Source organism: Mesorhizobium sp. M0106, assembly GCF_040322715.1.
Taxonomy (GTDB): Bacteria; Pseudomonadota; Alphaproteobacteria; order Rhizobiales; family Rhizobiaceae; genus Mesorhizobium.
This window is the reverse complement of record NZ_JAMYUA010000002.1, coordinates 147,982-167,760: the sequence shown is the minus strand read 5'-3', so window position 1 is coordinate 167,760 and position 19,779 is coordinate 147,982. Positions and strand designations below refer to the sequence as shown.

General features: G+C 63.0%; 16 protein-coding genes. 5 read left to right on the top strand and 11 right to left on the bottom strand.

Annotated features, from left to right (window positions below; genetic code table 11):
- Nucleotide 1 precedes the first annotated feature (1 nt).
- From NKJ55_RS02555 to NKJ55_RS02545, 3 genes are all read right to left on the bottom strand, one after another.
- Nucleotides 2-1,009, bottom strand: coding sequence for an ABC transporter permease subunit (locus NKJ55_RS02555; protein WP_352448538.1), 1,008 nt, complete (start codon nucleotides 1,007-1,009; stop codon nucleotides 2-4).
- A gap of 58 nt (nucleotides 1,010-1,067) precedes the next feature.
- Nucleotides 1,068-2,660, bottom strand: coding sequence for an ABC transporter substrate-binding protein (locus NKJ55_RS02550; protein ID WP_352448537.1), 1,593 nt, complete (start codon nucleotides 2,658-2,660; stop codon nucleotides 1,068-1,070).
- A gap of 94 nt (nucleotides 2,661-2,754) precedes the next feature.
- Nucleotides 2,755-3,450 (bottom strand): hypothetical protein, encoded by a 696-nt coding sequence (locus NKJ55_RS02545; RefSeq protein WP_352448536.1) that lies wholly within the window; start codon nucleotides 3,448-3,450, stop codon nucleotides 2,755-2,757.
- A 16-nt stretch (nucleotides 3,451-3,466) separates the two neighbouring features.
- Between NKJ55_RS02545 and NKJ55_RS02540 the strand changes: the two genes are divergently transcribed.
- Nucleotides 3,467-5,098: a long-chain-fatty-acid--CoA ligase gene (locus NKJ55_RS02540; protein WP_352448535.1), complete on the top strand. Its 1,632-nt coding sequence runs from the start codon at nucleotides 3,467-3,469 to the stop codon at nucleotides 5,096-5,098.
- Nucleotides 5,099-5,105: 7 nt separating this feature from the next.
- The gene (locus tag NKJ55_RS02535; RefSeq protein WP_352448534.1) at nucleotides 5,106-5,840 is read left to right on the top strand and encodes a class I SAM-dependent methyltransferase; all 735 of its coding nucleotides are present in this window, start codon (nucleotides 5,106-5,108) and stop codon (nucleotides 5,838-5,840) included.
- Here the strand turns inward: NKJ55_RS02535 and NKJ55_RS02530 are convergent.
- Nucleotides 5,824-6,546, bottom strand: coding sequence for an HAD family hydrolase (locus tag NKJ55_RS02530; protein ID WP_352448533.1), 723 nt, complete (start codon nucleotides 6,544-6,546; stop codon nucleotides 5,824-5,826). The two genes, NKJ55_RS02535 and NKJ55_RS02530, sit on opposite strands and share 17 nt — an antisense overlap.
- 5 nt (nucleotides 6,547-6,551) lie before the next feature.
- Nucleotides 6,552-8,195 (bottom strand): glucose-6-phosphate isomerase, encoded by a 1,644-nt coding sequence (pgi, locus tag NKJ55_RS02525; protein ID WP_352448532.1) that lies wholly within the window; start codon nucleotides 8,193-8,195, stop codon nucleotides 6,552-6,554.
- A gap of 255 nt (nucleotides 8,196-8,450) precedes the next feature.
- Here pgi and pdxR point away from each other — a divergent pair, with 255 nt between their 5' ends.
- Both pdxR and NKJ55_RS02515 read left to right on the top strand, forming a co-directional pair.
- Nucleotides 8,451-9,944: a MocR-like pyridoxine biosynthesis transcription factor PdxR gene (gene pdxR, locus NKJ55_RS02520; protein ID WP_023676815.1), complete on the top strand. Its 1,494-nt coding sequence runs from the start codon at nucleotides 8,451-8,453 to the stop codon at nucleotides 9,942-9,944.
- Between the two features lie 193 nt (nucleotides 9,945-10,137).
- Nucleotides 10,138-11,727, top strand: coding sequence for a trimethylamine methyltransferase family protein (locus NKJ55_RS02515; protein WP_352448531.1), 1,590 nt, complete (start codon nucleotides 10,138-10,140; stop codon nucleotides 11,725-11,727).
- Between the two features lie 3 nt (nucleotides 11,728-11,730).
- On the opposite strand, the gene chrA is transcribed toward NKJ55_RS02515, so the two are convergent.
- The 4 genes from chrA to NKJ55_RS02495 all read right to left on the bottom strand — a co-directional run bounded on the left by chrA (nucleotide 11,731) and on the right by NKJ55_RS02495 (nucleotide 17,502).
- Entirely contained in the window at nucleotides 11,731-13,119 is a 1,389-nt protein-coding gene (gene chrA / locus NKJ55_RS02510; RefSeq protein WP_352448530.1) for a chromate efflux transporter, read from the bottom strand.
- A complete protein-coding gene (locus NKJ55_RS02505; protein ID WP_352448529.1) occupies nucleotides 13,116-13,955 on the bottom strand; it encodes a chromate resistance protein ChrB domain-containing protein in 840 nt (279 codons plus the stop codon). The genes chrA and NKJ55_RS02505 overlap by 4 nt, the downstream gene beginning before the upstream one ends.
- 318 nt (nucleotides 13,956-14,273) lie before the next feature.
- The gene (locus tag NKJ55_RS02500; protein ID WP_352448528.1) at nucleotides 14,274-16,079 is read right to left on the bottom strand and encodes an IlvD/Edd family dehydratase; all 1,806 of its coding nucleotides are present in this window, start codon (nucleotides 16,077-16,079) and stop codon (nucleotides 14,274-14,276) included.
- A 238-nt stretch (nucleotides 16,080-16,317) separates the two neighbouring features.
- Nucleotides 16,318-17,502 (bottom strand): Mrp/NBP35 family ATP-binding protein, encoded by a 1,185-nt coding sequence (locus NKJ55_RS02495; RefSeq protein ID WP_352448527.1) that lies wholly within the window; start codon nucleotides 17,500-17,502, stop codon nucleotides 16,318-16,320.
- A gap of 193 nt (nucleotides 17,503-17,695) precedes the next feature.
- Between NKJ55_RS02495 and NKJ55_RS02490 the strand changes: the two genes are divergently transcribed.
- Entirely contained in the window at nucleotides 17,696-18,073 is a 378-nt protein-coding gene (locus NKJ55_RS02490; protein WP_352448526.1) for a VOC family protein, read from the top strand.
- A gap of 38 nt (nucleotides 18,074-18,111) precedes the next feature.
- On the opposite strand, the gene NKJ55_RS02485 is transcribed toward NKJ55_RS02490, so the two are convergent.
- Both NKJ55_RS02485 and NKJ55_RS02480 read right to left on the bottom strand, forming a co-directional pair.
- Nucleotides 18,112-19,116: an inorganic phosphate transporter gene (locus NKJ55_RS02485; protein WP_352448525.1), complete on the bottom strand. Its 1,005-nt coding sequence runs from the start codon at nucleotides 19,114-19,116 to the stop codon at nucleotides 18,112-18,114.
- On the bottom strand, nucleotides 19,116-19,757 hold the full coding sequence (locus NKJ55_RS02480) for a DUF47 domain-containing protein (protein WP_023676807.1): 642 nt from the start codon (nucleotides 19,755-19,757) through the stop codon (nucleotides 19,116-19,118). The genes NKJ55_RS02485 and NKJ55_RS02480 overlap by 1 nt, the downstream gene beginning before the upstream one ends.
- Nucleotides 19,758-19,779 lie beyond the last annotated feature (22 nt).

Here is a 19,779-nt window from a genome sequence, read left to right as displayed (position 1 = left end):
CTCACTGTACCCGGATGCGCGGATTGATGACGGCGTAGAGCACGTCGACGATCAGGTTCACCGCCATGACGATCAGCGCGATGATCAGCAATCCGCTCTGGACGACGACATAGTCGCGCTTGCCGATGGCATCGATCATCCATTTGCCGATGCCCGGCCAGGAAAAAATGGTCTCGGTCAGAATGGCGCCCGCCATCAAGGTGCCGACCTGCAGTCCAATGGTGGTGACTACCGGGATCAGCGCGTTGCGAAAAGCGTGCAGACCGATGACGCGGCGAGGCGCCAGGCCCTTGGCGCGCGCGGTGCGGACATAGTCCTCGCCCAGCACCTCGAGCATAGCCGAGCGCGTCTGGCGCGCTATGACGGCAAGCGGGATCGTCGCCAGCACGATCGACGGCAGGATCAAATGGCTGACGGCAGATTTGAAAGCGCCGCTCCCGCCGGAGATCAGGCTGTCGATGAGCATGAACCCGGTCGTCGGCCTGAAGAAATACTGCAGGCCGATGCGGCCGGAAACCGGCGTCCAGCCGAGATAGCCGGAGAAGAAGATAATGAGCAGCAACCCCCACCAGAAGATCGGCATCGAATAGCCGGTCAGCGCGACACCCATCGTAGCCTGGTCGAACCACGAGCCGCGCTTGACCGCGGCGAAGATACCGGCAGGAATGCCGAGCAGGACGGCGATGATCAACGCCACTGTCGCCAGTTCCAGCGTGGCTGGAAACAGCGCCTGGAATTCGCCGAGCACTGGCCGCTTGGTGGCAATAGATATGCCGAAATCGCCGGTCAGGACCCTGCCGATATATTCCAGGTATTGGATGACATAGGGCCGGTTGTAGCCAAACTGCTCGATGAGCTGGGCGTAGCGCTCGGGGCTGACGCCGCGCTCGCCCGCCAGGGCCAGGATAGGATCGCCGGGCAGAAGCCGGACGAAAGCAAACGCCGCCAGCGATATGCCGAACACGGTCGGGATGATCAAAGCGAGCTTGTGGACGAGATAACGGAGCATCTTGCTTCATAGAACGGCGGCGCGGGAAGTCCAGCGCCGCCGCTCAATTTCTCAGGACTTATTCGGTGACGTCGACGCCGTCAAACCGATGAATGCCGAGCGGGTCCATAACGAAGCCCGACACCTTCTTGTTCATCGGCATGAAGACCTTGGAGTGGGCGATGGTCAGCCACGGAGCCTCACGCTTGAACACCACCTGAGCTTCCTCGTAGATCTTGGTGCGCTCGGCGACGTCCGTCGTCGCCTTGCCTTTTTTCAGCAGGGCTTCGAATTCCTGGTTGCACCAGATCGCATAATTGGACTGGCCGATGGCATCGCAACCGAGCAGGAAAAAGAAGTTGTCCGGATCGCCATTGTCACCGGTCCAGCCCAGTTGGAAGGCGCCGTCGCGATCCTTAGCCTTGCCGCGCTGGCGATACTCGGTCCATTCGTAACTGACGATCTCCGCCTTGACGCCGACGGCGGCATAGTCGGCCTGGATCAACTCGGCGACGCGTTGGGCGTTCGGGTTGTAGGGGCGGCTGACCGGCATAGCCCAGATCTTCATCGACAGATCCTTGACGCCTGCATCGGCCAGCATCTTCTTGGCCGCCTCCGGATCATAGGGATCGTCCTTGATGTCCTTGTTATAGGACCACATGGTCGGCGGGATCGGGTTGATGGCCGGCGCGCCGGCGCCCTGATAGACCGCGTCGATGATCGCCTTCTTGTTTACCGCCATGTTGAGGGCCTTGCGGACCTCGACCTTGTCGAAGGGCGGCTGCGTCGTGTTGTAAGCCATGTAGCCGATGTTCAGGCCTTCCTGCTCGTCGACCTTGAGGTTCGCGTCAGCCTGCAGTCCGGCAATGTCGGCCGGCGCCGGGTATGACATGATATCGCACTCGCCTGCCTTCAGCTTCTGCGCGCGTACGGCCGGATCGGGCGTGATGGCGAAGATCAGATCGTCGATCTTCTGTCGCCCGCCATAGTAGCCGTCCCATGCTGCATAGCGCACGACCGCATCGACCTGATAGTCGACGAACTGGAACGGACCAGTGCCGACCGGCTTCTGGGTGAACTGCTGCCTGGTGCCGGCCTTGTCGAGTTGGTCGGCATATTCCTTGGAGACGATCGAGGCGAAATCCATGCCGAGGTCCGGCAGGAACGCGACTTCAGGCTTGTTCAGCACGAATTTCACCGTCAGGTCGTCGACCTTGACGATTTCCTTCAGGAGGTCGGGAAAGCCCATGCCGGTGAAATATTCCCAGCCGGTGCCTTCCAGATAGCTGTACCACGGGCTTTCTTTCTTCCACTGGCGTTCGAAGGAAAAGATCACGTCGTCGGCGTTGAGGTCGCGCGTCGGCGTGAAATAATCGGTCGTCTGGAATTTCACACCCGGGCGAAGCTTGAAGGTGTATTCGAGACCGTCGTCGGAAACCGTCCAGCTCTCGGCCAGGCCGGGCGAGATGGTGGTCTTGCCATGCTCGAACTCGACCAGGCGCGAATAGATGGTGCGCGACGAGGCGTCGAAGTCGTTGCCGCCGCTCCATGGCGACGGGTCGAAGCCGGCCGGCGAAGCCTCCGAGCAATAGACCAGTTGTTTTGCATTGGCCATGCCGCCGAGGACGCTTGCAGCCAGCAACGCGGCTGCAAAAGTCAGTTTCTTTTTCATTGAGCACTCCCTGATGTTCTTCCAAGCCCCTCTATCAGGCTCGCGAAGGCCGCATATAAGCACCGTTTTTCTAGCTTTGGAACTGCTTGTTTGCCTAACCCACGGGAAGCAGAAAAAAATTCCGGCACGCGGCAAATTGTGGAAAAAACGAGCCGAATCCGCAGATCACGACATTATTAGCGACTTCAATTTTTTGTTGATCGGCGATGCCGCCAATTGTGGGAATCGAGCCGTTCGGTTCAAGAGATGCGCATCCGAAAACCGGTCGCGGCCGAGAGGTTTGACGGCAAGTCTTACCGCGCTCCAGGTGGCGAGGCTTGCACGGCCGTCGCTTGTGGCAATACATAGATAGGTGGGCAGCGTGCCGGATTTTCCCACGTTCCGGACATTGCGGCAAGCGTGGGATATCGTTGTGATCAGGGCGGTGGTGGCGCGCAAGCATGCCGAAACAATAAGAACGATTGAGGGAGCGACAGGTGGCAAAACCGGCAAAGACAACCAACGCGGCGAAAGCAAAGGCCGAGGCAACATCGAAAGCAGTCAAGTCAAAAGCGGCCGCCGCCAAGCCGACGGCTACCGCGAAGGCAAGCGCGAAGCCGGCGGCGAAGACCACGGCTGGAGCGGCTGCTAAACCGGCAACCGGCAAGACGGCGCCTGCTGCAAAGTCTGCCGCCAAGCCGGCGGCGAAGGCAGTGCCGACAGCGCCACGACTGCCGGCAGGTCCGGCCAAGAGATTACCAAAGGCGATCACGTCGCTGGCCGCCGGCCTGCCGGAAAAACCGTGGCTCAAGAGTTATCCAAAGATCGTGCCGGCCGAGATCGGCGCCCTGCCCTCCAGCTCGATCGGCGACTTTCTCGTCACCGTGTGCAAGCAGTTTGCAAGCCGGCCGGCTTTCGTCTGCATGGGCAAATCGATCACCTATGCCGACCTCGAGCGACAGTCGGCCGCCTTCGGCGCCTATCTGCAATCAACGGGGCTGCAGAAGGGCGCGCGCGTCGCGCTGATGATGCCGAATGTGCTGCAATATCCGGTGGCGATGATGGCAGTGCTTCGCGCCGGCTATGTCGTGGTAAACATCAATCCGCTCTACACGCCGCGCGAGCTGGAGCACCAGCTCAAGGATTCCGGCGCTCAAGCCATTGTCATCCTCGAAAATTTTGCCTGCACCCTGCAGGCGGTGATCGCCAGGACCGCGGTCAAGCATGTCGTGGTCGCCTCGATGGGCGACATGCTCGGCGGGCTCAAGGGAACGATCGTCAACTTCGTTGTACGCCGCGTCAAGAAGATGGTGCCGGCATGGTCGCTGCCCGGCCATGTCAAGTTCAACGCCGCGCTGAAGGCGGGCACCGGCAAGGCCTTCAGGCCCGCAAGGGTCGCGGCCGACGACATCGCCTTCCTGCAATACACGGGCGGCACGACCGGCATCTCCAAGGGCGCGATGCTTTTGCACAGCAACATTTTGGCGAACGTCGCGCAGAACGCGCTGTGGGCCGAAGACGCTTTTACCGTCAAGCCGAAGCCGGCGCATCTGAACTTCCTCTGCGCGCTGCCGCTCTATCACATTTTTGCGCTGACGGCGAACGTGCTGGTAGGCATGCAGCAAGGCGCGCAGAATGTCCTCATCCCCAATCCGCGCGACATTCCCGGCTTCGTCAAGGAGCTGCAGAAATACCCGATCCACATCTTTCCGGGCCTCAACACGCTGTTCAATGCGCTGCTCAATAATGAGGATTTTCGCAAGCTCGATTTCAAGCCGCTGATCCTGACGCTGGGTGGCGGCATGCCGGTGCAGAGGGCCATCGCCGAACGCTGGAAGGCGCTGACCGGCTGCCCGATCAGCGAGGCCTACGGGCTCACCGAGACCTCGCCGGGAGCAACGATCAACAAATTCAGCGACGGCGTTTACACCGGCACGATCGGCCTGCCGCTGCCCTCGACCGAGATCGCGATCCGCGACGACGACGGCAACAATTTGCCGCTCGGCGAAGTCGGCGAAATCTGCATCCGCGGACCGCAGGTGATGGCCGGCTACTGGAACCGGCCGGACGAGACCGCCAAGGTGATGACCGAGGACGGCTTCTTCAAATCGGGCGACATGGGCTTCATGGACGAGCTTGGCTACACCAAGATCGTCGACCGCAAGAAGGACATGATCCTGGTTTCCGGCTTCAACGTCTATCCGAACGAACTCGAGGAAGTGGTGGCGCAGCATCCAGGCGTACTCGAAGTTGCCGCGATCGGCGTGCCGGACGAGCATTCGGGTGAAGTGCCGAAGCTGTTCGTCGTCAAGAAGGACCCGGCAGTGACCGCCGACATGCTGACGGCTTATTGCCGTGAGAACCTGACCGGCTACAAGCGTCCCAGGTATATTGAGTTCCGCACCGAGCTGCCGAAGACACCGGTCGGCAAGATCCTGCGACGGGCGTTGCGGGGCTAGGCGCAGCTTGAGCGATTGCATCGCCGGCGCCAACGCCGTGAGCATAGGTTCGCGCCCGGAGCCGGCACAGTTCATCCGGGCGAACATGCGGATCGCCCCCGTGCCCGCGCTTCCCGAAATTCGGCTTTACACCGCCCATCCGGGAAGCGGGCTCAGGCGGCTTCTCGAATGGAACCAACATGCGACCGAAGAAGACGGACCTGAACCGGAGCCACCGTACTGGGCCTATGTCTGGGCCGGCGGCGCGGTGCTCGCCCGCTACATATTCGACCGGCCGGAGACCGTGGCCGGCCGTCGCGTGCTCGACCTCGGCGCCGGCTCCGGCCTCGTCGGCATCGCGGCGGCGAAGGCCGGAGCCAGCGCGGTGATCGCGGCCGAGATCGATCACAACGGTGTGGTTGCGCTCGGCCTCAACGCGACTGCGAACGGCGTCGCTATCATGATCATTGGCGAAGACATCACCAGCGGTCCGCCGCCACCGGTGGATGTCGTGGTGGTCGGCGACCTGTTCTACGCCCATGATCTCGCCGGCCGGGTCGTCCCCTTCCTCGACCGCTGCCTTGCAGCCGGCATCGCCGTGCTGATCGGCGATCCGGGCCGCGCCTATCTGCCCCGCTCGCGGCTTCGCCTGCTGGCCGAATACGAGGTGCCGGATGTCGGCGAAGGCAGGAATGCGGCGATGAAACCGAGCGGCGTGTTCTCGTTCGGACTAGCTAGCTGCGAGTCTAGACTGTCTCGCTGACCCGCGCCGAAAGAAAATCAGGCAGGTCGGCCACCGAATCCAGAATGACGTCGGCTATCTGGGACAGCGATTCACGTGTGCCGGTGCCGGACAGCACGCCGACCGCCAGACCGCAGCCGCCCGCCCGCGCCATTTCAAGATCGTGACGGTTGTCGCCGACCATGGCGATTGCCGAGGGCCTGAGCCCCGTCAGATCAGAGAAGGCAAGGATCGTATCCGGCGCCGGTTTTGGATTGGCCACCGCGTCGTAACCATAGGCGGCGTCGAAAAGCTGCGCGACGCCCAGCGTGACCAGGGTCTTTTCCGCGCCGCTGGTCGAGTCGTTGGTGGCGACACCAAGCCGGTAGGATTTTCTGTGAAGCAGGCCAAGCGTCTCGACCACGCCCGGCAGCGCCACCGCCATTGCCGATCCTTGCGCCGAGGTGATGGCGTTGAAGCGGGCGACGGCAAGCATCTGGTCCTCGTCGGACAGCCGTGGAAACCACAGCTCGACGACGTCCATGTTGGTGCCGGAGGCAAAAATCGAATCCGGCTTGAAGCGCTTGGTGGCGAAGTCGAAGCCCGCCGCCGCAAGCAGCCTGTCTGCTTTCCAGCGATCGCCTTCGGCCGCATCCATCGCCATGAAGTCGGCGATGCCCAGCCATGTCGCGTTGAAATCTACGAGCGTGCCGTCCTTGTCGAACAATATTCCCTTGATGTCCGCCAAGCTTTTCACTCCGGGCCGCGCAAGCGGTGGATGTATTCCACCAGTCCAGCAGTCGAGGCATCCCGCTTTGCGGCGTTCTCCTTGCCTTCAACGACGGGCAGCAGCCCGGTCGCCAGTTCCTTGCCGAGCTCGACGCCCCACTGGTCGAAGGAGTTGATGTTGAACAGCGTGCCTTCGACGAAGACGCGGTGTTCGTAAAGCGCAATCAGCCGTCCGAACGTGTGGGGGTCGAGTTTCCTGTAGAGGATCGTCACTGAGGGGCGGTCGCCGGAGAAGACGCGGTGCGGAGCAATCCTGTCGACATCGGCCGGCTTCATGCCTTTCGCCAGCATCTGCGCTCGGGCTTCCTCAAGCGTGCGGCCCTTCATGAAGGCTTCCGACTGCGCCAGGCAATTGGCAAGCAGAAGGTCGTGGTGATGCTTCAGTTCCGGCTCGTGGCCGACGGCAGCGGCGAGGAATTCGACCGGAATGAAATCGGTGCCCTGATGCAGAAGTTGGAAGAAGGCATGCTGGCCATTGGTGCCGGGCTCGCCCCAGACCAGCGGGCCGGTCGGCGTCGTTACAGCGCCGCCGTCCAGGGTGACGCTCTTGCCGTTCGATTCCATGTCGAGCTGCTGCAGATAGGCCGGCAGCCTGGACAGACGCTGATCGTAGGGGATGACGGCGCGAGCGGGGTATTTGCAGATCACGCGGTGCCACCAGCCAATCAGCCCCATCAGCGCCGGCAGGTTCTTCGCCAGCGGGGCGGTGCGGAAATGCTCGTCCATCTCATGGGCGCCGTCGAGAAAGGCGCGAAAATCCTTCGGGCCGATGGCGATCATCACCGGCAGACCGATCGCACCCCAGACGGAATAGCGCCCGCCGACCCAGTCCCAGAAGCCGAAGACGCGATCGGGCGCGATGCCGAATTTGGCGACCAGGTCGAGCGCCGTCGAGACGGCGGCGAAATGCTTGCCGACCGCTTCCTTGCCGAGCGCCTTCTCGACCCATCTGCGCGCGGTTTCGGCATTGGTCATCGTCTCGACCGTGGTGAAGGTCTTGGAGGCGATGATGAACAGGGTGGTTTCGGCGGAAAGACCCTTCAGCGTGTCGTGGATATGGGCACCGTCGATATTGGATACGTAATGCGCGCGCGGCCCGTCATGATAGGGCGCCAGCGCCAGCGTCGCCATGGCCGGGCCGAGATCGGAGCCGCCGATGCCGATGTTGACGATGTCGGTGATCTTCTTGCCGGTCGCGCCGGCCGCCTTGCCGGAACGCACCGCGTCGGCGAAGGCACCCATCGCGTCGAGTACGGCAAGGACTTCCGCCTTCACGTCCTGGCCGTCGAGCACGATGCCCTTGCCGGTCAGGTTGCGCAGCGCCGTGTGCAGCACGGCGCGGCCTTCAGTGACGTTGATCTTCTTGCCGGCAAACATCGCGTCGCGCCGGCCTTCGAGGTCAGCGGCCTCAGCCAGTTTCTCCAGCAACTCCATAGTCCGCGCATCGACCGCGCATTTCGACCAGTCGAGCAGCAGGTCGCCGTCACTGGCGGAGAATTTCTCGAAGCGCTGCGGATCGGCAGCGAAAGCCTCGCGCATCGAGCCCGATTTGGCCGCACGGTGATCGCGCAATGCGTCGAGCTGCTTTTGAAAGGGCGATTGATCCACTGCTTCGCTCCGGTCTCTTGAGATGCATCTTATCAGGCCGGATGTTTCCGGCGCGTGTCGTCGCGGCAAACTATCGGGTCGAATCCCATCTGTTTCAATGCGCAGCGATGCCGCAGCGCAGCGTGGGCCGGCTCAAAGGATCACTGGCATAAATCCCAGCGATCAGAAAAATTGATTGGCGCAACACCTTGTGCCACCGGTACATTCGACTGGTCCAGCCATGTGAAAAAAGCTGGCCATCGAGGAACATCTCCCATGCCACAGCGAAACGACACGGCCATTTGGTCCGGCCTGTTCCGGATTTCGGCGGAATCCGGTCAGACCCTGCAGGCGCAGATCCGCCAGGCGATCGTCGCCGCCATCCTCGACCGGCAGATCGCGGCTTCCATGCCGCTTCCGTCCTGCCGGATTCTTGCCGAAAAACTCGGCGTGGCGCGCGGCACCGTGGTGCTGGCCTTCCAGCAACTGGTCGACCAGGGCTTCCTGGTGGCGCGCGAGCGCCGCGGCCATTTCGTCAATCCCGAAGTGCTGGCGACGCCGGCCAAGCCGCATCAGAAGGCGCCCGACCAGGCCAACGAGATCGACTGGAAGGCGCGTCGGCAGATCGCGGCGAGCGACATGCCGCCGCCGGCCAAGCACGACAACTGGATCAAGTCGTCATACCCCTTCGTCTATGGCCAATTCGACCCGGCGCTGTTCCCGACCGCCGAATGGCGCGAGTGCAACCGCATGGCGTTGGCGGTGCTCGAAATCCGCAACTGGGCATCCGACATGGTCGACCGCGACGATCCGCTCCTGATCGAGCAGATCCAGGCACGGCTGCTGCCGCGACGCGGCATCTTCGCCAATCCGGACGAGATCATCGTGACGTTGGGCGCCCAGAACGCGCTTTACATGCTGGCGACGCTGTTGATGACCAAGGGCTCCAAGGTGGCGATGGAGGACCCCGGCTATCCCGATGCACGTTCGATCTTCCGGCTGGCCGGCGCCGAGATCCAGCCGGTTCCGGTCGACCACTCCGGCATCGTAACCTCGGCCATTCCCAATGATTCCGGCTTCGTCTTCGTCACGCCCAGCCACCATTGCCCGACCATGGTGCCGCTGTCGGCAGAGCGGCGGCAGGAGCTTTTGGCGCGCGCCAACCGGCACAACCAGATCATCATCGAGGACGGATATGACAGCCAGCTCCTGGACGAGGCGCCGCAGCAGGCGCTGAAGAGCCTCGATCGCTCCGGCCGCGTCGTCTATGTCGGCTCGATGTCGAAGACGCTGGCTCCCGGCCTCAGGCTCGGCTACATCGTCGCCTCGGCCGGGCTGATCTCCGAGCTTCGGGCGCTCCGCCGCTTCATGCTGCGCCATCCGCCGGCGAACAACCAGCGCGCCGTCGCATTGTTCCTGTCGCTCGGCCATCACGAGGCGCTGGTGCGGCGGCTGTCGAGCGCCTTCGACGAGAGGCGCAAGCGTCTGGTCCATGCGATTTCCGCCTTCCTGCCGGAGTGGCGCTCGACCGATTCGGCCGGCGGCACGTCGCTCTGGCTCGAGGGGCCGCGCGGCACCGATTCGCGCGGGCTGGCGGAGGCCGCGGCCTCGCGCAGCGTCATCATCGAGCCTGGCGACCGCTTCTTCGACCGCACCGAAAAGCCATCGCGTTTCATGCGCTTGGGCATTTCCTCGATCGCGTTGCAGCACATCGAACCCGGTATCCGCGAACTTGCGACGGCAGCTGGACGCAGGCCGGCAGCGGCCTGATCTCCCTTCCCCGACCGGAGCCTGGCGCATGTAGTGCGGCTCCGGTTCTTTAGCTCCTTGGCATATGCGACGGGACCGGCTGGCACATAGGCTGTGCCAATGCCGGCGGCATAGTCGCTGTATAGAGGGGACGGAGCAGGCCGATGGTGGACCAACCGCTGCGCCCGCTCCGCAGCTAAAGTTGGAGTCCTTCATGCCAATGGCCCATGAGAAGCAGGACGTGTCCGCAGACCAGCGTTCGCGGCGGTCCGGCGGGCGCGAGGCGCGCCGCGCCATGCGGGCGGCACCGCTTGCCGACGACGTCAAGCCGGTGCGTGCCGGCCTCGAAGGCGGAAGCTACAGCCCGCTCAGCGGCAGCGATTGCGAACGTATCCACGAGGCCGTGCTTACCCTTCTGGAGACGGTCGGCTTCGCCAACGCCATCCCCTCCTGCATCGAGGCGCTGACCAAAGCCGGCGCGACCTTCAGTGAGGACGGCCGCCTGCGCTTTCCTCGCGGCCTTGTGCTCGACACCATCAAGAACGCGGCGCGGCATTTCACCCTCCACGGCCAGGATCCGAAGCACGACATGGTGATCCAGGGCAAGCGTGTGCACTACGGCACGGCCGGTGCTGCGGTGCATCTTGTCGATGTCGAAAAGCGTGAGTATCGCGAGTCGCTGCTGCAGGACATTTATGATGCCGCGCGCCTGGTCGAAGGGCTCGACAACATCCATTTCTTTCAGCGGCCGATGGTGCCGCGCGACATTCCCGACCCGCTCGATATGGATTTCAACACGCTCTACGCCTGCGTCATGGGCACGTCGAAGCATGTCGGCACCTCGTTTACCGTGCGTGAGAACGTCAAGCCGGCGCTCGACATGCTCTATGCGATCGCGGGCGGCGAAGAGAATTTTCGCGCGCGGCCTTTCGTCTCCAATTCGAACTGCTTTGTCGTGCCGCCGATGAAGTTTGCCGAGGACGCCTGTGGCGTTCTCGAAGCCTGCGTCGAGGGCGGCATTCCGATCCTGCTGCTGTCGGCAGGACAGGCGGGTGCGACGGCACCGGCGGCGATTGCCGGCGCCGTGGTGCAGGCGGTCGCCGAAGTGCTCGTCGGCCTCATCTACGTCAACGCCATCAAGCCAGGCCATCCGGCGATTTTCGGTACCTGGCCGTTTGTCTCGGATCTCCGGACCGGCGCCATGTCGGGCGGTTCGGCCGAGCAGGCGGTGCTGACCGCGGCCTGCGCGCAGATGGCGCAATTTTACGACCTGCCGGGTGGTTCGGCCGCCGGCATGACAGATTCGAAACTGCCTGATATTCAGTCCGGCTACGAAAAGGGCATAACCGACGTGATGGCCGGTCTTGCCGGCCTCAACCTGGTTTACGAATCGGCCGGCATGCACGCCTCGCTGCTCGGCTTTTGCCTTGAGAGCCTGATCATCGACAACGACATGCTCGGCCACTGCCTGCGCTGCGTGCGCGGCATCGAAGTGACGGACGAGTCGCTGTCGATCGACACGATTGCCGATGTCTGCCTGAAGGGCCCGGGCCATTATCTCGGCAACGAGCAGACGCTGCGGCTGATGCAGACCGAATATTTCTATCCGGCCGTCGGCGACCGCTTTTCGCCGAAGGAATGGAATGAGAAAGGCAGGCCCGATATCCTGCAGCGGGCGATCATCGAGAAGAAACGCGTGCTTGCCGAACGCTTCCCGCGCCATGTGCCAAAGCCGGTCGACGACAAATTGCGCGCCCGCTTCGGCGATATGATCAAGCTGCCGCGAAGCAGAATGGGCGGCTGAGCGTTACCCGCTCGCCGCCAGCAACAAGACACCGGCCAGCGCCGATCCGGCAAGCGTCGGCAGCATACCGATCTTCAGCTTCAGAATGGCGATCATCGAGGCACAGGAAAGCAGCGCCGCGCGCCAGTCTATCGATGAAAGCACCGGCACGTCCATTCCAAGCCCGACATTGCGCACTTCGCCGAAGATGACGTGCAAGCCGAACCATAGAGCGAGATTCATGATGACGCCGACGACGGCGGCGGTGATCGCACCGAGCGCCGCCGACAGCGCCTTGTTGCCGCGCAGCGCTTCGATGTAAGGCGCCCCAAGGAATATCCATAGGAAACATGGGGTAAACGTCGCCCACAGCGTGAACAGCCCGCCAAACAGTCCGGCAAGCAGCGGCGCCAGCAAGCCCGGCTGGCGGAACGCGGCAACGAAGCCGACGAACTGCAAGACCAGGATGAGCGGACCCGGCGTGGTTTCGGCAAGTCCGAGGCCGTCGACCATTTCACCGGGTGCCAGCCAGCCGAAGTACTCGACCGCTGCCTGCGCGACATAGGCAAGGGCTGCGTAGGCGCCGCCGAAGGTGACGACCGCCATGACACTGAAGAAGCCACCGATTTGAGTCCAAACGCTGGCAGGGCCGGTGAAAGCCCAGACCAGCAGAACAGGCCCCAGCCAGATCGGCAGCCAGATCGCCAAAGTGCGCGGCGCGTGCCATCGTGTCGGCCTGACGTGGGTCAGTTCACCGCGCTCGAACATCAGATCGACCACGCCCTTTATGTCGGGAACATCGCCCTTGCCATGCGAGGCGCCGGAAAAAACTGCCGGCGCACTACGGTTGCCGATCCAGCCTGCCAGCCCGGCAAGCAGCACGATCAGCGGAAACGGCACGTTCAACGCGTAGATGGCAATGAAGGCGGCGAGTGCGATCGACACCATGACCGGGTTTTTCAGCGCGCGTCTGCCAATCCGGATCACCGCGTCGATGACAATGGCGAGCACGGTCGCCTTGACCCCGAAAAACAGCGCCGCGACGAGCGGTACATCGCCATAGAGCGCATAGAGGCTGCTCAGGACGAGCATGACAAGCGCGCCCGGCACGACGAAGAGAATGCCGGCAACAAGGCCGCCGGCCGTTTTGTGCAGCAACCAGCCGATATAGATGGCGAGTTGCTGGGCCTCGGGGCCAGGCAGCAGCATGCAGTAGTTCAACGCATGCAGAAAGCGCTGTTCGCCGATCCAGCGCCGTTCCTCGACCAGTTCCTTGTGCATGAGCGCGATCTGCCCGGCCGGGCCGCCAAAGCTGAGCACGCCGATTTTTGCCCAGACCTTCACGGCCTGCCGGAAGCTCGGCACAGCGGGCTCCTGAATCTCCGCCGGCTTTTTCGAAAGGACGGCGCTCACGATGGTTTGCCTGTGCCGAGACTGACTGCGCCGGCGACCGGCCAGTTATGCGTCTCCTCGGTGGCATCGCGGCACCAGCGGAAGAACGCATCGTAAAGCAGCATGCCGGCCTCGAGCTGCTCCAGATCGTCGCGAAACATCCGTGACAGGCCAAGCGAGGCGGCCAGGAACCCGGCCGCCTGTGGAACAAGATCGAGGCTCGCAGTATCGGCAGCGCGTATGATCGTGGCCAGGCGATCGAGCGCTTCGGATTTGAGCCCGAACTCCTCGATCATGGTGTCGAAGGTGCAGCGTTCGCCGCGGTGGCTCCAGAACACGTTCTCGATGTCGAAGGGGATGGCCTGAAAGCGATCGGCGACGGCCGCCACTTCGGCCGGCTCGACGAAGAGAAAGACCGCGTGAGGATCGATGAAGCGCCGGATCAGCCAGGGGCAGGCGATGCGGTCGATCTTCGGGCGCGTACGCGTCACCCAAACGGTGCGGCCCTTGGCATCGGCGGGCGGTATCTTGTCGGCGTGAACGAGAAGGCCCTTGGCATCGCGCCACGCTTCAAACCCGCCATCGAGCGATTCGGCGGCAACGCCCTCCTGCCGTAGCCATGCGGCCACGCCTTGCGAGAGCTTTTTTCCCTGTTGGCAGACAACTGTCACTTGCCTGCCGGCGAAGTCGGCAGCCCAGTTCGAGACACTCCTGAAATCACGACGATCCGACCCCGGCAGCAGGCGCGGATCGGCGTTGTAGTCATCATCGATGCGGACGTCGATGATTGCGGGTGCACCCGGCAGCCCAATCAGACGGGACAGTTGCGATACAGTGATAGCGGTTGTTGACGGCATGGCGTCCACCTCCTTGAAAGAGAAGCTTGGACGCGAACGTTGGGCTGACGCCTCACGGGGTCGTCGCGATGCACCCCTTGCGATGATCGTGGATTTGTCACGCCCGCTTGTCAAGCATTGCCGTTCTCGCGGGAGCAATCGCTGTTGACAAATGACCGCGTCCAACCCTGTGCCGGGCATTTCTGCCCATTAACGGCAGGCTATCGCAGGTGGAAAGCCGAGGCTTTCGCTCTACGATGTACCCCCACCCCTACCCCTCCTGGCGCTGACCTCGGCAAATTGCCTGCACCGGCGGCTGGCTCGTGCGACGGACCCTGGTCAGTGATTGTCCCTCGGCACGCCGCTTGTATGAGCCACATCCTGGTATTTCACCGCCGGCTTCAGCACCATTCCTTCGGAAAACTGGTCGACCATGCCGCGCTGGATTTCCTGCCAGGGCGTCTGGTGCTTCGGATACTGATAGCCGCCATTGTTTTGCAGCTCGGCGCGGCGCCGCGTGATCTCGTCGTCGCTGACGAGGATGTCGGCGGTGCCCTTGCGCAGGTCGATGCGGACGCGGTCGCCGGTCTTCAGCAGCGCCAGGCCGCCGCCGATGGCGGCTTCCGGCGAGGCGTTGAGGATCGATGGCGAGCCCGACGTGCCCGACTGGCGACCGTCGCCGATACAGGCCAGCGCGTGGATGCCCTTTTTGATCAGATAGGCAGGCGGCTGCATGTTGACGACTTCGGCGCCGCCGGGATAGCCGATCGGGCCGGCGCCGCGCATGAACAGGATGGTGTGCTCGTCGATGCCCTGTGCCGGGTCGTCGATGCGGGCGTGATAGTCCTCGGGGCCGTCGAAGACCATGGCGTTGCCCTCGAAGGCTTCGGGGTCCTTCGGGTTCGACAGATAGCGCTCGCGGAATTCGGGCGAGATGCCGCTGGTCTTCATGATCGCCGAATCGAACAGATTGCCCTTGAGATTGATGAAGCCGGCATTGGCTTTCAACGGCTCGGCAACCGTGCGGATGACGTCGAGGTTCTCGTTGACGGCGCCGCTGCAATTGTCGCCGATGGTCTTGCCGTTAGCTGTCATGGCTTCCGGATAGGGCAGCAGGCCGCCCTTCATCAGTTCGGCGACCACGGCCGGCACGCCGCCGGCATGGTGATAGTCCTCGCCGAGATATTCGCCCGTCGGCTGCAGATTGACGATGAGCGGTATGTTGAGGCCGACCTTCTGCCAATCGTCATTGTCGAGCGAAACGCCGAGATGGCGGGCGATGGCGTTGAGGTGGATCGGCGCATTGGTCGAGCCGCCGATCGCCGAGTTGACGACGATGGCGTTCTCGAAGGCCTTACGGGTCATGATGTCGGAGGGCTTCAGATCCTCATGCACCATGTCGACGATGCGCTTTCCGGTCTCGTAGGCGATCTGGCCGCGCTCGCGATAGGGGGCGGGGATAGCGGCCGAGCCCGGCAATTGCATGCCGAGCGCCTCGGCCAGCGAATTCATCGTGGTGGCGGTACCCATCGTGTTGCAATAGCCGGTCGACGGCGCCGAGGAGGCAACGATATCCATGAACTCGTCATAGCCAATCTCGCCGGCCGACAGGCGCTGGCGCGATTCCCAGACGATAGTGCCGGAGCCGGTGCGCTTGCCCTTGTGCCAGCCGTTGAGCATCGGGCCGACCGAAAGCGCGATAGCCGGAATGTTGACGGTGGCCGCGGCCATCAGCATGGCCGGCGTCGTCTTGTCGCAGCCGATGGTGAGCACCACGCCGTCGAGCGGATAGCCGTAGAGCACCTCTACCAGGCTGAGATAGGCAAGGTTGCGGTCAAGTGCAGCAGTCGGCCGCTTGCCGGTCTCCTGGATCGGGTGGCAAGGGAACTCGAAAGGGATGCCACCCATCGAGACGATGCCTTCGCGCACGCGCTTGGCCAGTTCGATGTGATGGCGGTTGCAGGGCGACAGGTCCGAGCCGGTCTGGGCGATGCCGATCAGCGGCTTGCCGGACATCAGTTCGGCCCGCGTCAGCCCGTAATTCAGGTAGCGCTCCAGATAGAGTGCCGTCATGCCCGGATTGTCGGGATTGTCGAACCACTCCTGCGAGCGAAATTTTTTCTTGTGAGTGGGGGGGCCTGCCATCGTGGTCTCCGTATTTGTATGACAAATCGATATGACAACGCGCGGGAGCAGGCAAGGGGCACGCGCCATCCGAATCCGCTCTTTGGTACGAAAGACATACATCTGCCTCCGCGCTAGACGGGATCGTGGTTTGTCAGCCCGCTATCCCGGAGAGTTGGAGCGCGTCGCCGCGGACCCTACCTGACCCTTCCGGCCACCCTCCCCCTCAAGGGGCCCACTTGGGGGAGGGACATCCGCATCACTCGAACACGATGCTCGGCACTGCAGCCTCGGCCGCGCCGCGCTCTTCATTGACGCGGTCCCAGACCCTGGCGGCGATGTCGCGATAGATTTTCGCCTCAGCGCCATCCGGCTTGGAGACCACCACCGGCGTGCCGGCATCGGAGCTTTCGCGGATGCCCATCTCGAGCGGCACTTCGCCAAGGAAGGTGACGCCGAGACGCTCGGCCTCGCGGCGCGCGCCGCCATGGCCGAAGATGTCGTAGCGTTTTCCCGTATCGGGGGCGAGAAAATAGCTCATGTTTTCGACGATACCCAATAGCGGCACGTCGACCTTCCTGAACATGTTGAGGCCTTTGCGCGCATCGATCAGGGCCAAGTCCTGTGGCGTCGAGACGATGACGGCGCCGGCCAGCGGCACCTGTTGGGCCATGGTCAGCTGGGCGTCGCCGGTGCCGGGCGGCATGTCGACGACGAGCACATCAAGCGGTCCCCATTCGACCTCGCGCAGCATCTGCGTCAATGCCGACATCACCATCGGCCCGCGCCAGATCATCGGCGTCTCCTCATCGACGAGGAAGCCCATCGACATGACCTTGAGGCCATAATTCTGCATCGGCTTCAGGATCTTGCCGTCGACGGTCTGCGGCCTGCCACGAATGTTGAGCAGACGCGGCATGGAAGGGCCATAAATGTCGGCATCGAGCACCCCGACCCGCAGCCCGTTGGCGGCAAGCCCAAGGGCGATATTGACGGCGGTGGTCGACTTGCCGACGCCGCCCTTGCCGGAAGCGACGGCGATGATCGCTTCGATGCCGGGTACGCCGCGCTTGCCCTGGCTGTGCGAGGCGGGCGCCTGCGGCGCGGGACGCGCAGGTGCGGCCGGCGGAGCGGGCCTCTGAGCCGGTCTTTGCGGAACCGGCGCCTCCATGCCGCCGCCCTTCTTTTCCGCCGTCAACGCGACCACGGCGCCGGCAACACCGGGGATCGCCTTGACGACACGTTCGGCCGCCGCACGCAGCGGTTCCATCTCCTGGGCACGGGCAGCGGGAACGGTGATCGAAAAGAACACCTTGGCATCGGCAATGAAAATCTCGGAAACCAGGCCGAGGTCGACGATATTGCCGGTGAAATCCGGCCCATTGACCGTCTTCAGGCGCTCGATAACGATTTCCTTGGTCACGTTTTCATTGGCGGCGGGCATGAGTTTTCCTCTACTTTTCCGCTCCAGATAATGCAGTTCCGGAACAGAACCAAGCGATGGACCACCAATTGCAGCGGCGTATCGGGGAGGCAGCGAGCATATGACGGCATTTCCAGTGGGAGCAGCGGTCGCCAAATCGGCAACGCAGCCTATTTCATGAGCATGGAATGACAGCCAGGGAAGGAGACGAATCATGCTCGCAAACAGCAACGCGACGGCCAATCTCGCCGTGAAGGACCTGGCCAAGGCCAGGGCATTCTACGAAGGGGTCCTTGGCCTGAAAGAGGTGCACAATGAAGGTGGCGAACTGATCGTCTATAAAAGCGGCGACACCAGCATCAACGTCTACCGTTCGAACTTCGCTGGAACCAACAAGGCGACGGCTGTGACATGGACGGTCGGCGACGAACTCGGCAAGATCGTTGAGGCATTGAAATCGAAGGGCGTGACCTTCGAGCATTACGACATGCCAGGCCTGACGCTGGAGGGCGATGTTCATGTCGGTCAGGGCATGAAGGTCGCATGGTTCAAGGATCCGGACGGCAACATCCTGAACCTTGTGGATAGGTAGATACGGCGCATCGCCTGCCGCGCAGTGCTACGGTGCTGTCACCATGCCAGGCCGACCGCGAGGTAGGTGAGAGCCGCGATCGCCGCGGTTGCCGGCAGGGTGACGATCCATGCCACCACGATGTTACCGGCAATGCCCCAGCGAACGGCGGAGACGCGGCGGGCGGCGCCGACGCCGATGATGGCGCCGGTGATCGTGTGCGTGGTCGATACAGGAATACCGAGCCAGGTGGCGGCGAACAGGGTGATCGCTCCGCCGGTCTCGGCGCAGAAACCCTGCATCGGGTTCAGCCGGGTGATCTTCGAGCCCATGGTGTGGACGATGCGCCAGCCGCCGAGCAACGTGCCCAGCGCCAGCGCCGACTGACAGGTGATGACGACCCACAGCGGCACGTAAAAATTCGCGCCGAGCATGCCTTGCGAATAGAGCAGCACGGCGATGATGCCCATAGTCTTCTGCGCGTCGTTGCCGCCATGGCCGAGCGAATAGAGCGAGGCGGAAAAGAACTGCATGACGCGGAAGGTGCTGTCGACGGCGAACGGCGTCCGCCGCACGAACAGCCAGGAGACCGCGAGGATCAGGACGAGCGCCAGCAGAAAACCTGCCGCCGGCGATAGCACGATGGCCGCCGTCGTTTTGCCCAACCCGGTCCAGACGATGGCACCGGTGCCTGCCTTGGCAACGCCGGCGCCGACCAAACCGCCGATCAGCGCGTGCGAGCTGCTGGACGGAATTCCGACGAGCCAGGTGACGATATTCCAGACGATGGCGCCGACAAGTGCTGCGAAGACCACTGCCGGCGTGACGATGCTGGCGTCGATGATGCCGGTTCCGAGCGTCTCCGCTACGTGGAGACCGAAGAACATGAAGGCGATGAAATTGAAGAAGGCCGCCCAGAACACCGCATAATGCGGCCGCAGCACCCGGGTGGAGACGATGGTGGCGATAGAGTTGGCGGCATCGTGCAGGCCGTTGAGGAAATCGAAGAACAGCGCGACGACGACAAGGCCGACCAGCACCGGAAAGGCTATCGCGGCTTCCACTATACGTTCTCGATGACGATGCCGCTGATTTCGTTGGCGACGTCCTCGAAGCGGTCGACCACCTTTTCCAGCTGGCCGTAGATCTCGCTGCCGATCAGATAGGCCATCGGATCGCTGCGGCCGTGCCGCTTGAACAGGTCCTTCAGGCCCTGTTCGTGCAGGTCGTCGGCCCGGCCTTCGGCGCGCATGACTTCCTCGGCGATGGCGTTGAGGCGCACCGTATGCGCCCCGACCTTGCCGAGCAGCGGGATCGCCTCGGCCACCAACTTGGCGGCCTCGACGATGACGCCCCCCATTTCCTGCATCAGCGGGTCGAATTCCTTCTTTTCGAACAGCTTTACCGTCTTGACGGTCTTGTGCATCATGTCGATGGCATCATCCATCGACTGGATCAGGTCCTTGATGTCGCCACGGTCGAAGGGCGTGATGAAGGAGCGGCGCACGGCCAGCAGCACTTCCGCGGTGATCTGATCGGCTTCGTCCTCGAGATCGATGATCGTCTGACACCAGCGGTCGATGTCGTTGCCCTGCAAAAGCTGCTGCAGTGCCTCGGCGCCACCGACCACGGTGCGGGAATGCCGCTCGAACAGGTCGAAGAAGCGATCTTCGCGCGGCAAAAGCTTGCGGAACCAGCCCAGCATGTTCGATCTCCCGTCGTGTCCA